This is a genomic window from Corallococcus sp. AB032C (assembly GCF_003668935.1).
Taxonomy (GTDB): Bacteria; Myxococcota; Myxococcia; order Myxococcales; family Myxococcaceae; genus Corallococcus; species Corallococcus exiguus.
In genome coordinates, this window is sequence record NZ_RAWP01000163.1 from 1 (window position 1) to 14,793 (window position 14,793).

Consider the following 14,793-nt stretch of genomic DNA (forward strand, 5'->3'; position numbering starts at 1 on the left):
GTGATGTCCTTGCTGGTGGTGGGGGTGGGCTGCGGCGGGGCGCTTCCCGAGGAACTGACAGAGGCGGAACTCGCACAGGAGCCCACCTCGGCCCCAGAGGTGACAGCCGAGGGCCTCTGCCTTCCCACCGCCGCGGGCACCCAGCGGGTGAAGACCATTCTCCCGCCCTCGGAGCTGGGCATCCCGCGCTTCGCGATGGGGCCGGGCAGCTTCGTGGACTTCAAGGGGACGCTGCACTTCGCGGTGAACGATGAGGATGGCCGCCGCGGCCTGTGGCGGAGCACCGGCACGGACGCGGGCACCACGGAGGTGAAGGGCTTCCCGGCGACGGCGGACACCTGGACGCCGCTGTTGTCGCAGCTCACCGCCACCCCGGCGCAGCTCTTCTTCCAGGCGCCGGACGCGACGCACGGCGCCGAGCTGTGGGTGAGCAACGGGACGACGGCCGGCACCCGGATGGTGAAGGACCTGACGCCGGGCGTGGAGGACTCGTACCTGACGCACCTGACGGCGGCCGGCTCCACGCTGGTCTTCTTCAAGGAGACGTACGACGCCACGGCGTCCGCCACGCGCTATGAGCTGTGGAGGTCGGACGGCACCGGCGCGGGCACGGTGCGCGTGCGCGACTTCGGGACCGGCGTGGACGTGAGCTACCTGGACGCGAAGCAGGGCAACGCGCTGCAGTTCTTCGTGCGCGAACTCCAGGGCGCCACCTCCCTGTGGCGGACGGACGGCACCTCCGCGGGCACCTTCCAGCTGAAGCGGCTGGACGCGGGCCCCGACACCTACCCGAACGACGTGCGCCCCACCGGCGCGCAAACCCTCTTCAAGCTGGATGAGCCCAGCGGCCTGCAGGAGTTGTGGAAGACGGACGGCACGGCGGCCGGCACGGTGCGGCTGGCGTCCTTCGGCTCCACGCGCGGGATGCGAGTGCTGGGCGCGCTGGGCACGTACGCGTACGTCACGACGACGTCCTACAGCACCCAGTACATGGTCATCTACCGGGTGCCCCTCACCGGCGGGAACCCGGAGCCCGTGGTCACCCTGCCCAATGACTACGCGTCGCAGGGCGAGGCGTTCCCATACATCGAAGCCGTGAGCCAGGTGCCGGGGGGCAAGAAGCTGTACTTCGCCGTGGCCATTGGCAGCAACGGCCCCGCGCCGCGCGACACGCAGCTGTGGGTGACGAACGGCACCGCCGGGGGCACCACGCTGCTGCGCCGGCCGCTCAGCCTGTCGGACGAGTACAGCTCGCCGGTGTACGCGGCGGCGGACAACCTGGTCTTCTTCAGCGCCTATCAGGTCACCGACGGCATCGAACCCTGGGTGAGCAACGGCACGGTGGCCGGGACGCGCCGCCTCAAGGACATCGCCGCGCCGGCCCAGGGAGGCTCCTCCTATCCGCGCGAGTTCTTCCGCCTGGGCAGCCGCGTCTACTTCAGCGCCTATGACGACACGCTGAACGCGCAGCTCTGGTCCACCCAGCTCAGCAACGCCTGCGTGGCGCCGGAAGACGCACAGTAGGCGCATGGAGCCTCCCCGCCTGGTCTCCAGGCGGGTGGCCGTGCCCGGCGGATGCGTGGGTGTTAGACACCTTCTCATGCCCACCGTCAGCGACAGCGCGCGCAGCGCGGGACTCCGCCTCGAACGCAGCCGGGCCTCCCGTCAGTTCGAGGATCACGGCTTCCGCAACACCGCCCCCGTGGGGGCCGGCCTCCAGGGGAACGCGCTGCCCCTCCTGGGCGAATACTTCTTCGGAGGCGCGCAGCGCACGCCGCCCGCGCCGCTGCCGGTGGAGGATCCGCGCGGCGCCTGGACCCGCGCGCCGGACAGCGGCCTGCGCGTCACCTGGCTGGGCCACAGCACGATGCTGCTGGAGGTGGACGGGGCGCGCGTGCTGACCGACCCCGTCTTCGGCGACCGCGTCTCTCCCGTGTCCTTCGCGGGCCCCAAGCGCTTCCACGCCACGCCCGTTGCGCTGGAAGCGCTGCCGGACCTGGACGCGGTGCTGGTGTCGCACGACCACTTCGACCACCTGTGCCGGAGCACCATCCGGGCGCTGGCGAAGCGGCGGGTGCCCTTCGTCACCGCGCTGGGCGTGGGGCGCCACCTGGAGGCCTTCGGCGTGGCGCCGGAACTCATCACCGAGCTGGACTGGTGGGAGGAGCACCGCGTGGGCCCGGTGGCCTTCCGCGCGACGCCCTCGCAGCACTTCTCCGGCCGTGGCCTGGGCGACCGCAACAAGACGCTGTGGGCGTCGTGGGTGCTCACCACGGACAAGCACCGGCTGTTCTTCAGCGGCGACACCGGCCTCACGACGGAGTTCGAGGAGATTGGCCGGCGATACGGCCCCTTCGACCTGGTGATGATGGAGGTGGGCGCGTTCCACCCGAGCTGGGGCACCATCCACCTGGGTCCGGAGAACGCGCTCAAGGCGCACGCCATGCTGGGCGGCGGCACGCTGATGCCGGTGCACTGGGGCACCTTCAACCTGGCGCTGCACGCGTGGGACGAGCCCGTGGAGACGCTGGTGAAGCTGGCCACGGAGCAGCAGGTGCGCCTCTTCACGCCGGGCCTGGGCCGGAGCCTGGAGCCCTCGCGCGTGGAGGGCGTGACGCCGTGGTGGCGCGACGTGGGCGAGCCCCGCCTCGTGGCCCCGGCTGGCGCCGTGACGTGAAGGCCGCGTGACGCCAGGGCTCGACGCCCACCCGACGTGAAGGGCGTAGAGTCCCTGGCCATGCGCACCTCCCCCCGGCTCCCCGTCGCGCTGTCCCTGGCCGTCCTGCTGTCGCCGCTCGTGGCGTGCGACCCCGCGGCCGGGGAGCCCTCCCAGCCAGAGGATCCGAAGCCCGGCGTGACGAAGAGCGCGAAGCGGGGCCTGGGGTATGGCTATCACTCGGCGGAGGACCTGAAGGCGCTCTCCCCGGGGATGAGCTGGTGGTACAACTGGTCGCCCAAGCCGGAGAGCGGCGCGGCCAGCGTCTACGTCTCGGAGAAGGTCTCCTTCGTGCCCATGGCCTGGGGCGGCACGCCCACGGTGGCCCAGCTGGAGTCTGAGATTCCGGCGGGCGCGCAGGTCCTGCTGGGATTCAACGAGCCCAACTTCAAGTCACAGGCGAACAAGACGCCCCGCCAGGCCGCGGCGCTCTGGCCCGTGCTGGAGGAGGTGGCCCGCCGCAAGGGCCTCAAGCTGGTGTCCCCGGCGGTGAACTACTGCGGCGACTGCGTGACAGAGGACGGCGTCACCTTCACCGACCCCGTGGTGTACCTGGATGCCTTCTTCAAGGCCTGCGCGAACTGTCAGGTGGATGCCATTGCCATCCACTGGTACGCGTGCGACCTGAGCGCGCTCAAGTGGTACGTGGGGCAGTTCAAGAAGTACAACAAGCCACTCTGGCTGACGGAGTTCGCGTGCGGCGACCGGCCGCACAACGAAATCACCGTGGACGTGCAGAAGAAGTACATGGTGGATGCCATTGGCTATCTGGAGACGGAGCCCTCCATCGAGCGCTACGCGTGGTTCTCCGGGCGCAACAACGAAATCCCCTCCATCAACCTGCTGGGCGCCTCCGGTGAGCTGACCGAGTTGGGCCGCCTTTACGTCACGCTCGCAGCCGGGGCCGCTCAGCCGTCGCCCTGACGGGGTGAGGTTCCAACCTACACACAGGGTTGGACAGACGCGAAGACGTCTATTCGGCGCTCCTGGGATTCTGGGGCTAAAGTAGACGTCTCATGACGCTCGACGCGGGGGACACCTTCGGAAGGTATGAGCTGGTGTCCTGGCTGGGCCGGGGCGGCATGGCGGAGACGTGGCATGCCCAGCTGGTGGGCGCGGCGGGCGTCACCAAGTCCGTGCTCATCAAGAAGGTCCTCCCGGAGTACGCGGACGACGAGGCCTTCATCTCCATGTTCATCAGCGAGGCGCGCATCTCCGCCACGCTGTCCCACGGCAACGTCGCCCAGGTCTTCGACTTCGGGCAGGTGGAGGGCGAGTACTTCCTCGCCATGGAGTTCGTCGACGGCAAGCCGCTCGACAAGGTGCTCAAGCGCGCGATGCGCAGCGGGCTGCCCGCCCTGCCCATCCCCGTGGCGGTCTTCATCGCGATGGAGATGTGCCGGGGCCTGCACTACGCGCACTCGCGCACGGACAGCAGCGGCAAGCCGCTGGGCATCGTCCACCGGGACATCTCTCCGGACAACGTGCTCGTCAGCTACGAGGGCCAGGTCAAGATCGTCGACTTCGGCATCGCCAAGGCGCAGCTGCTGCGTGGCTTCAAGACGGCACCCGGCGTGGTGAAGGGCAAGTACCTCTTCTTCTCTCCCGAGCAGGCGCGCGGAGAGGACGTGGATGCGCGCACGGACGTCTGGGCCACGGGCGTGGTGCTGTATGAGTTGCTGTGCGGCCGGTTGCCCGTGGATGGTCCGCCGCATGTCGTGATGATGAAGATTGCGCACGGCGAGATTCCACCGTTGAGTCAGCTGAGGCCGGACCTGCCGGAGGCGCTCAACCGCATCGTCCTCCAGGCGCTGAGCCCGGACCCGGCGCAGCGCTTCGCCACCAGTCACGCGTTCGGGGATGCGCTGGCGGGGTTCCTGTATGCGAATCATCCCCGCTTCTCGTCGTTGAGCCTCGCGCACCTGCTGCGCGTGCTGTTCCGGGGAGACCTGCTGAACGAGGGCCGGGAGCTGGCGGTTCCCGACGACTTCCTGGAGGAGCTCAAGGCGTGGCGGAACCCCGTGACGCCAGACCAGGTCCCCACGGTCCCCCACCTCCGGGCCATCAAGACGCCCCGGCCGTCCCCCGCGCCGGTCGTCGTCACGCGCGAGTCCCAGGAAGAGGAGGCGCCGGCTTCGCCCACGGCCGAGATCGCGCCGGTCCGCCGCTCCCGCTCGCCATGGGTGGGGCTCGCGGTGGGGGGCGCGGCGCTGCTGGCGCTGGGCGGTGGCGTCTGGTGGACACAGGTCCGGCGCGTGCCTGAAGTCCAGCGGGGTGAAAGCTCCACCGTGCCGGCCGTGGTGGCGCAGGTGTCGGATCCAGCACCTGCACCCGTCAGCGCGGATGCAGGAGTGACTCCGGAGCCGCCGCCTCCTCCTCCGTCCCCGCCCCCGGCAGCCCTTGCGTGGAGTGAGACCCGGGTGCGCAGCTTGCTCGATGACGTGTATCGCCTGAGCAGGAACAGCAAGGAGCTGACGCGGGCCGCGAAGCTGGTCCAGACCTGCGTGGACGCAGTGCCTGACAACGCGGACTGCCGGCTGGCGGCGGGCCTCACCCACGAACGGCTCCGGTCCATCGACAAGAGCGTGAGCCACTACCAGGCCTTCCTGCAGTACGCCTCCCCCACCGATCTCCGGCGGAGCGCCGTGACGGATCGACTGGCGGCCTTGCTGCAGCGCAAGCCCCAGGCGCAGACGCCCGCCAACGAGGCGGAGCTGGAGTCCTCCCGAAGCGCCGTCCTGATGCACCTGACGCGAGGCCACCCGAAGGAAGCACTCGACGCAGCCAACCAATGCGTGGCGCGGCTTCCCCGGGAGCCGGACTGTTACCTGTTACAGGGTGACGTCCTGGCGAAGATGAATCAGGCCTCGGAGAGCACGCGAAGCTATGAGCGCTTCATGGCATACGCGCCCGCGAATCATCCGCGGCGTCCCGATGTCGTGCAGAAGCTCGTCGAGCTGCGGGCGACCGCCCCTTGAGCCCCCCATCAGGCAGGGGGCCTTCATTCGGGCTTTTCAGGGTTCCGTATAGGATGCGCGCCCCATATGGAACTGCAAGCCGGAGATACCTTCGGACGGTATGAGTTGGTGTCCTGGCTGGGCCGGGGCGGGATGGCGGAGACGTGGCGCGCCCAGCTGGTGGGCGCGGCGGGCGTCACCAAGTCCGTGCTGATCAAGAAGGTCCTTCCGGAGTACGCGGACGACGAGGCCTTCATCTCCATGTTCATCAGCGAGGCGCGCATCTCCGCCACGCTGTCCCATGGCAACGTCGCGCAGGTCTTCGACTTCGGACAGGTGGAGGACGAGTACTTCCTCGCCATGGAGTTCGTCGACGGCAAGCCGCTCGACAAGGTGCTCAAGCGCGCGAAGAAGGCGGGCCTGGGGGCGCTGCCCATCCCGGTGGCGGTCTTCATCGCGATGGAGATGTGCCGGGGCCTGCACTACGCGCACTCGCGCACGGACGGCAGCGGCCAGCCGCTGGGCATCGTCCACCGCGACATCTCTCCGGACAACGTGCTCGTCAGCTACGAGGGCCAGGTCAAGATCGTCGACTTCGGTATCGCCAAGGCGCAGCTGCTGCGTGGCTTCAAGACGGAGCCCGGCGTGGTGAAGGGCAAGTACCTCTTCTTCTCCCCGGAGCAGGCGCGCGGAGAGGAAGTGGATGCACGCACGGACGTCTGGGCCACCGCTGTCGTGCTGTACGAGTTGCTGTGCGCGAAGCTCCCGGTGGAGGGACCGCCCCAGACGGTGATGATGAAGATCGCCGATGGACAGATTCCCGCGCCCACGACGCTCCGGCCGGACCTGCCCGAGGAGCTGAATGCGCTGGTGATGCAGGCACTGGCTCCGGACCGCGAGCGGCGCTTCGAATCCAGCCATGCCTTCGGGGATGCGCTGGCGGAGTTCCTCCATGCCCACTACCCGCGCTTCTCCTCGCTGAGCCTCGCGAACCTGTTGCGAGTGCTGTTCCGCGCGGACCTGACGCACGAGGGCCGCGAGCTGTCCGTGCCCAAGACCTTCCATGACGAGGCGAGGAAGTGGGGCGAGCCCGCGCTGGCGAAGCTCCTGGGTGCTCCACCGCCTGAGCAGGTCCAGACCCGGCGGATGGTGCGCGCCGTCGCGAAGCCTCCGCCCACGGGGACGACTCAGCCGGATGCGCCCACGGTTTCCTCGGGGCCCTCGCGCAAGGTGCTCTACGGCGCGAGCGCGGCAGGAGGCCTGGCCGTGGCAGGAGCCTGTCTCTGGCTCCTCGCGGGCTCGCGTTCGCCGGAGCCCGTCGCGCAGCCCACGCCCGTGCCCCAGACGGTGGCGGTCGAAGCCCCCGCCCCAAAGGTCGAACCCGAGCCGCCCGCCCCGAGTCCGGTGCAGGAGCCGGAGACCGTGGCGGAGATTCCGGCGGAGGTTCCGGCCACGAGTCCCGCCGAGCCAGAAGCCACGCGGCCCGCGCATCCCACCCGGAAGCCGTCCAAGCCCGTCCGCGCGACCCAACGCGTCCAGGCCGAGGAGCCAACGCCAGTTCCAGTCGTCGAGCAGCCCAAGGTCGTCGTGGCCAGTTCCGTCCAGGAGCCGCCACCCGCCGTTCCGGAGAGCGAGCCCGCGCCCAAGAAGGGCGTCTTCGGACTGCTCGACTCCAAGCGGCAGGAGGTTCAGCAGAAGGTCTCCTCGCTCGTGAAGACGAAGCAGCAGGAGGTCCAGCAGAAGGTCTCCGGCCTGATCCAGAGCAAGGACTACGACGCGGCACTGGAAGCGGCCAACGACTGCGCGGCGAACAACCCCGACATGCCGGAGTGCTATCTCATGCTTGGGGCCGTCCACGGGAAGCTCAACCATCCCCGGGAGAGCACGCAGCACTACGAGACCTTCTTGAAGCTCGCACCCGCGGATCACCCGCGCCGGGCGAAGGTCGTCGAGCTGCTGGGAAAGGCCGGCAACGCGGGTTGAGAGGTGGGCCTTTCCACTCGCTGACACCCCGGGCAGCCAGGCAGGAGAAAGACAGCCCCGATTCTGCCATCCCTGGAATCTGGGTTTAGAATGTCTGCCCCATGGCACTCCAAGCGGGCGACGTCTTCGGGCGGTATGAGCTGGTCTCCTGGCTGGGCCGGGGCGGCATGGCGGAGACGTGGCGCGCCCAGCTGGTGGGCGACGCGGGCGTGACGAAGCCCGTGCTCATCAAGAAGGTGCTTCCCGAGTACGCCAACGACGAAGCCTTCATCTCCATGTTCATCAGCGAGGCGCGCATCTCCGCCACGCTGTCCCATGGCAACGTCGCCCAGGTCTTCGACTTCGGCCGGGTGGACGGTGAGTACTTCCTGGCCATGGAGTTCGTGGATGGCCAACCGCTCCACCGCGTCCTCAAGCGTGCCCTGAAGAGCGACCTGGGTGCCCTGCCTGTTCCTGTCGCGGTCTTCATCGCGATGGAGATGTGCCGGGGGCTTCACTACGCGCACACGCGCATGGACAGCAGCAGCCGGCCGCTGGGCATCGTCCACCGGGACATCTCTCCGGACAACGTGCTGCTGGGCTACGAGGGCCAGGTCAAGATCGTCGACTTCGGCATCGCCAAGGCGCAGCTCATCCGGGGCTTCAAGACAGCCCCCGGCGTGGTGAAGGGCAAGTACCTCTTCTTCTCTCCGGAGCAGGCGCGCGGGGAGGACGTGGACGCGCGCACCGACGTCTGGGCCACGGGCGTCGTGCTGTACGAACTGCTCTGCGGGAAGCTGCCGGTGGAGGGGCCACCGCACGTGGTGATGATGCGCGTGGGACGCGGGGAGATTCCCGCGCCGAGCGTGCTCCGGCCGGACCTGCCGCAGGAATTGAATGACATCGTGATGAAGGCGCTGACCCCGGACCGGGAGCAGCGCTTCGAATCCAGCCACGCCTTCGGGGATGCACTGGCGGGGTTCCTGTATTCGAACTTCCCGCGCTTCTCCGCCATGACCATCGCGCACCTGCTGCGGGTGCTGTTCCGGGGAGACCTGGCGCAGGAGGGCCGGGAGATGTCCGTGCCAGGCTCCTTCCTGGAGGAGTTGAAGTCCTGGCGCGTGCGGACCGTGCCAGAGGAGCCGGTGACGCCGCCGCCCTCGACCGAGCGCCAGACCCGGCGCATCCGGGCGGCCACTCCACCACCGGTCACGGAGACAACCCAGCCCCGGTCCATCGTCGCGGCCGCTGGAGCTTCACGCCCGCTGCTCTACGGGTTGAGCGCGGGAGGACTGCTGGCCGTGGGCGCGAGCGTGTGGCTGCTGATGGATGCGCACTCGCCAACGGCCACCGAGGGGGCTCCACCTCCCACGCCAATCCGCGCCCCAATCACCGTCGTAGAGGTCTCGCCATCATCCACTGCCGAGAGTCCACCGGCCACACGAGACGAACCGGCCAAGGCGCCTCCCCAGCCATCGGAAGACGCCCAGCCCCAAGCGCCAGACGCTCCCACTCCTGAGACCCAGGAGGCCCCACGCATTTCCGCGAAGGAGGTCGCCGACGTCAAAAGAATGAAGGTGGGTATCGATCGAGCCATCCGGCTCAAGCAGCATCCAGACGCGGTCTATCTGAGCAACCACTGCGTGGAGATGTATCCCACCAACACGGACTGCCATGCGCTCGTGCAGTTGGTCGGAGAAAAGCTCTTCAGCGACCCTCCACGGCCCAAGACCGACAGCCCCAACAAACTTGTGACCGAGGCAGACATCCAACGGGCCCTGACATCCGCGCCGAGCATCGCGAACTCGATCGGCGACATCATGGCGCACGTCCAAATGCTCAGCCGAGCAGGCCGTTCCGACAAGGGTCTTGAAATCGCTCAAAAATGCGCAACAAAGGCACCCAAGGTCCCTGAGTGTCAACTCATGCTAGGTGCGCTCTACATCAGAATTGGGGAGCTCCATTTGAGCACACAGGCCTACGAGCAATTCCTGGCGCTCGCCCCTCCAGACCATCCAAAGCGGGCACAGGTCGTTGAAAACCTATTCCAACTCTCTCGATAGATAATCGGACCCCAAAGAACTGCCTATCCATCCCAAACAAAAACTGCCTTTAGAAATCCCTACCTATGGCACTCCAAGCGGGCGACGTCTTCGGGCGGTACGAGCTGGTCTCCTGGCTGGGCCGGGGCGGCATGGCGGAGACGTGGCGCGCACAGCTGGTCGGTGACGCGGGCGTCACCAAGCCTGTTCTCATCAAGAAGGTCCTCCCGGAGTACGCGGACGATGAGGCCTTCATCTCCATGTTCATCAACGAGGCTCGCATCTCCGCCACGCTGTCGCACGGCAACATCGCCCAGGTCTTCGACTTCGGCCGGGTGGACGGTGAGTACTTCCTGGCCATGGAGTTCGTGGACGGCCAGCCGCTGCACCGCGTGCTCAAGCGGGCCACGAAACAGGGAATGAGTGCCCTGCCCATCCCGGTGGCGGTCTTCATCGCCATGGAGATGTGCCGGGGGCTTCACTACGCGCACACGCGCACGGACAACAGCGGCCGGCCGCTGGGCATCGTCCACCGGGACATCTCTCCGGACAACGTGCTGCTGGGCTACGAGGGTCAGGTCAAGATCGTCGACTTCGGCATCGCCAAGGCGCAGCTCATCCGGGGCTTCAAGACGGCGCCGGGCGTGGTGAAGGGCAAGTACCTCTTCTTCTCTCCGGAGCAGGCACGAGGAGAGGACGTGGACGCGCGCACGGACGTCTGGGCCACAGGGGTCGTGCTGTATGAATTGCTCTGCGGGAAGCTCCCGGTGGAAGGCCCGCCCCCCGCGGTGATGATGCGGATCGGACGCGGCGAGTTCGCGGCCCCCAAGGTCTTGCGGCCCGACCTGCCGGATGCCTTGAATGAAATCCTGCTGCGAGCGCTCGCACCGACCCGGGACATGCGCTTCGAGTCCAGTCATGAGTTCGGTGATGCGCTGGCGGGGTTCCTCTACTCGAACTTCCCGCGCTTCTCCGCGATGACCGTTGCCCACCTGCTGCGCTCCCTCTTCAAGGCGGAGTTGGCCCAGGAAGGCCGGGAGCTGGCGGTGCCGCACTCCTTCCTGGAGGAGATGAGCGCCTGGCGCTCTCCCCCGCCCGCCGAGTCTCCTCGCACGCGGCTCTCCCCGGCGCCAGGCGAGCCGCGCGCTTCACGCATTGAAACCCAGCCCTCCGGCTCGGACACACCCGCTCCCATCCAGGAGGCGCCACGTCAGCTTTTCTACCCGCTGGCCCTGGCGACACTGGTGGGGATTGGCGCGTCCTGGTGGCTCCTGTCGAACGCGAATGCCCCAGAGGTCCAGCCCCTTCCCCTCTCCGCCAGGAGCATTCCGCAACCTGTCAGGGAAATGCCCGCGACCACGCCCGCGGTCACCTCTCCGCCCCAAAGCCCTCCTCCCGCCACGACCAGTCCCACCGCGACCGCCGTGAGCGCAAGGCCGCTCACCGTCAGTGACTTCCTGTTGAAGCTCCGCGGCTTCATCGGGCAGCAGGACTTCAACAGCGCGCGGCTCGTCGCCAATGACTGCGTGGCCCAGTACCCGGATGCGCCGCAATGCTATCTCGTCCTGAGCGTGGTCGAGGCCAGGTTCCGGAATCTGGAAGCCAGCGCCGACCACTACGAAGCCTTCGTGCGGCTGACTCCTGAAGGCGATCCCCATCGCAGTCGCATCATCGATCTGCTGTATTCATCGGACTTCGATCCGAATCCATTCGACGTGGCGCTCCTGCTGGCGCAGCTGACCGAGGAGCCGTCGGGGACGGCTCCGCCAACCTCGGCGGCACCCGGGCGCAGTGACGGTGATTGGAGCAAGCTGTTCCACAAGCAGGCCGCCGAGACCTCCAGGCGAAAACGAAGGGCCGAAGCGCTGGGCCCAGCGCGGATGTGCGTCCTGCTCGACCCCCAGAACGCGGAATGCCATCTCATCGTGGGCGACAGCTACGACCGGCTCTACAAACGCAAGCAGAGCCGCGAACACTATTTGCGGTTCCTGACGCTTGCACCCGAGAACCATCCCGCCAGGGCGCGCGTCAGCAACATGACCGAATAACGGTTCTGCGATTAGGATGCCCGACCCATGGCACTCCAACCCGGCGACACCTTCGGACGGTATGAGCTGGTGTCCTGGCTGGGCCAGGGCGGGATGGCGGAGACGTGGCGCGCCCAGCTCGTAGGCGACGCGGGCGTCACCAAGCCGGTCCTCATCAAGAAGGTCCTGCCGGAATACGCCAACGACGAAGCCTTCATCTCCATGTTCATCAGTGAGGCGCGCATCTCCGCCACGCTCTCCCACGGCAACGTCGCCCAGGTCTTCGACTTCGGCCGGGTGGACGGTGGGTACTTCCTGGCCATGGAGTTCGTGGACGGCCAGCCGCTCCACCGCTTCCTCAAGCGCGCGATGAAGAGCGGCATGGGCACCCTGCCCGTTCCCATCGCCGTCTTCATCGCGATGGAGATGTGCCGGGGGCTGCACTACGCGCATTCACGCACGGACAGCAGTGGCCAGCCATTGGGCATCGTCCACCGGGACATCTCCCCGGACAACGTGCTCATCAGCTACGAGGGCCAGGTCAAGATCGTCGACTTCGGCATCGCCAAGGCCCAGCTCATCCGGGACCTCAAGACCGAACCCGGCGTGGTGAAGGGCAAGTACCTCTTCTTCTCTCCGGAACAGGCGCGCGGAGAGGAAGTGGATGCCCGCACGGACGTCTGGGCCACCGGCGTCGTGCTCCATGAATTGCTCTGCGGGAAGCTTCCCCTGGAAGGACCGCCCGCGGTCGTGATGATGCGCATTGCTCGCGGCGAGCTTCCATCGCTGAGCGAGTCACGGCCGGACCTGCCGGCGGCGCTCCAGCGCATCCTCCTCAAGGCCCTGCATCCGGACCTGTCCCAGCGCTTTGAATCCAGCCATGCCTTCGCGGAGGCCCTCGCTGGCTTCCTGTACGCGAACCACCCGCGTGTCTCCTCGCTGAGCCTCGCGCATCTGCTGCGGATGCTGTTTCGTGAAGACCTGCTGTCGCATGGCCGCGAGCTGTCCGTCCCGGACTCCTTCCAGGAGGAGCTGGCGTCCTGGCGCGAGCACGAACCGGCCCTCGCGAAGAAGCCCCCGCATCCCAGGCCGCTGCTCCATACCGGCAGGATCCCCCTCCCCGAATCCTCCAGCGTCGAAATCGTGGAGGACGAGCCCCCGGCCGCGCTCGCCCCCGCGACATCGCGCAAGTGGATGCTGGGATTGAGCACCACGGGCGTGGCGCTCGGGGCCAGCGTCCTGTGGTTCTTCTCCTCCGCCGTGCCGCCGGAGCCCCTTGGAGCCGCGAGCCCCATCGAGCGTCCCTCCAGCACGGTTCAAACCCTTCCCAATGATGCACGGCCTTCCGCGGTCCCCCAGACGATAGGCAGCGCGCCCCTCACGGTGGCACCGCTTCCGGAAGCGCCCCTGTCGCTGGCCAACTACCAGGACCGCGTCCAGGCGCGCGTGCAGCAGGGAGCGATCCAGGACGCCGTGGATCTGGCGCACCAGTGCGCGAAGCAGTTCTCCCAGGAAGCGGAATGCCAGCTCCTGCTGGGGATGCTGTACACGCGACTCAATGACAGCCGCACCAGCATAACGCACTACCAGCGCTTCCTGGAGTACGCCCCTGACACGCATCCCAGCCGCGCGAAGGTGGTGCGCATCCTGGACGATGCGAAAGCCCTCTCGTCGTCCTCCGGCCGCATCGTGAAGCCGGAGACCTTCGCCGACATGATGGAGACCGGCCGCACGGCCTTCCGCGACGAGAAGTACCCGGAGGCCGCCGCCACCTACCGGAACGCGCTGGCCATGAAGCCGGGCTCGATCGAGGTGAAGCTCGAGCTGGGCCTGACGCTCATCAAGCTCAAGCCGGGCACGTCCAAGGACCACAGGGAGGCCGTGAAGCTCCTGGAGGCCGTCACCTGGAAGGATCCCGGCATCCGGCGGGCCTGGCTGGGTCTGGAGACCGCCTACACCCTGGTCGGCAACAAGGCCAAGGCCAAGAAGGCCCACGACCGGTACCTGCTGATGTCCCCCAGGAACATGGCGAACCCAGCGAAGGCGAGAGAGCGGATCAAGAACATCGGCTTCTAGTCCGCACCGGGCTGGAACCCCAACCCCTCCGCCACCTCCGCGTCCGTCAGCTCGCGCCACGCCCCTTCCGCCACGTCCAGCACCACCTGCCCCACCGACTCACGGTGCAGCGTGAGCACCGGGTGCCCCACCGCCGAGAGCATCCGCTTCACCTGGTGGTGCCGCCCTTCCGTGAGAGTGAGCGCCACCACGTCGGGCGCACGGAGCATGGCTTCCGCCGGGCGCGTGGGACCGTCCTCCAGCGTCAATCCCTCTCGCAGCCTCGTCAGCGCCGTCTCCGGGGGCTGCCCCTCCACGCGCGCCACGTACCGCTTGGACAGGTGCGTCTCCGGCGCCGTCGCGTGCCGCACCAGCCGCTCGTCGTTGGTGAAGAGCAGGAGCCCCGTGGTGTCCCGGTCCAACCGGCCCACCGCGTACCACTCGAAGCCTTGAAGCTCCGGCGGCAGCACCGCGCGCAGCCTTTCGAAGACAGTGCCCACGCCTTCTGGGTCCGAGCCGTGCACCACTGGCCCCGAGGGCTTGTGGAACATCAGCGCCCGCACCTGGCGCGTCAGCGCGCGCTCCACGCCGTCCACGCGCACGCGCGTCCCCTGCCCCACTGGCGCGAACGGCTCCCGCTCCACCCGGCCGTCCACCTCCACGCGGCCGTCGCTTATCGCCTGCTCGGCCTCGGTCCGGGGCAGCACGCCGGCCCGGCCCAACGCCCGGGACAGCCAGTCCGCGCCCGGGCCCGCCGGGGTCTCCGGTCCCCTGCGCCTCGCGGCCTCCAGCCACCTGGGCGTCCGTTGCTTGCGCGACATGCGTCCTCCCGTGTGCCGCCCGCTGTATCAGATGCGTCACGCCCAGGGATTTCCCCGGACACCCTGGACATGAGTACGAGCAGGAGGGCTTCCAGGGGGGCTCCGCGCCGTTTGACTCCCCCAGGCGGCTCTGCGCATGTGCGCGCCCGCCGTGTCCACGCCTCCCTCCGAAACCGCTGAAGCCCCGCCCGAGCTCGTCGCCTCCCTCGCGCC

At 68.2% G+C, this 14,793-nt stretch carries 9 protein-coding genes; 8 read left to right on the forward strand and 1 reads right to left on the reverse strand.

The genetic code is table 11. From position 1 onward, the window contains the following. The 8 genes from D7X99_RS39175 to D7X99_RS39210 form a co-directional block, all read left to right on the forward strand. Window positions 1-1,524 (forward strand): ELWxxDGT repeat protein (locus D7X99_RS39175; protein WP_233614097.1); only part of this gene is annotated, 1,524 nt, incomplete at its 5' end. Window positions 1,525-1,600: 76 nt separating this feature from the next. Beyond that, complete coding sequence (locus D7X99_RS39180; RefSeq protein WP_121782201.1) at window positions 1,601-2,677, forward strand: MBL fold metallo-hydrolase; 1,077 nt, start codon at window positions 1,601-1,603, stop codon at window positions 2,675-2,677. A gap of 60 nt (window positions 2,678-2,737) precedes the next feature. Further along, entirely contained in the window at window positions 2,738-3,640 is a 903-nt protein-coding gene (locus D7X99_RS39185) for a glycoside hydrolase family protein (protein ID WP_121782202.1), read from the forward strand. 92 nt (window positions 3,641-3,732) lie between these two features. Continuing rightward, window positions 3,733-5,694: a serine/threonine-protein kinase gene (locus D7X99_RS39190; protein WP_121782203.1), complete on the forward strand. Its 1,962-nt coding sequence runs from the start codon at window positions 3,733-3,735 to the stop codon at window positions 5,692-5,694. A gap of 66 nt (window positions 5,695-5,760) precedes the next feature. Continuing rightward, window positions 5,761-7,656: a serine/threonine protein kinase gene (locus tag D7X99_RS39195; RefSeq protein WP_121782204.1), complete on the forward strand. Its 1,896-nt coding sequence runs from the start codon at window positions 5,761-5,763 to the stop codon at window positions 7,654-7,656. Window positions 7,657-7,757: 101 nt separating this feature from the next. After that, complete coding sequence (locus tag D7X99_RS39200) at window positions 7,758-9,698, forward strand: serine/threonine protein kinase (RefSeq protein ID WP_121782205.1); 1,941 nt, start codon at window positions 7,758-7,760, stop codon at window positions 9,696-9,698. 65 nt (window positions 9,699-9,763) lie between these two features. After that, window positions 9,764-11,725: a serine/threonine-protein kinase gene (locus tag D7X99_RS39205; RefSeq protein WP_121782206.1), complete on the forward strand. Its 1,962-nt coding sequence runs from the start codon at window positions 9,764-9,766 to the stop codon at window positions 11,723-11,725. Between the two features lie 27 nt (window positions 11,726-11,752). After that, window positions 11,753-13,780 (forward strand): serine/threonine-protein kinase, encoded by a 2,028-nt coding sequence (locus D7X99_RS39210; protein WP_121782207.1) that lies wholly within the window; start codon window positions 11,753-11,755, stop codon window positions 13,778-13,780. Here D7X99_RS39210 and D7X99_RS39215 read toward each other — a convergent pair. After that, window positions 13,777-14,580 (reverse strand): pseudouridine synthase, encoded by an 804-nt coding sequence (locus D7X99_RS39215; RefSeq protein ID WP_121782208.1) that lies wholly within the window; start codon window positions 14,578-14,580, stop codon window positions 13,777-13,779. The genes D7X99_RS39210 and D7X99_RS39215 overlap by 4 nt on opposite strands. Window positions 14,581-14,793 lie beyond the last annotated feature (213 nt).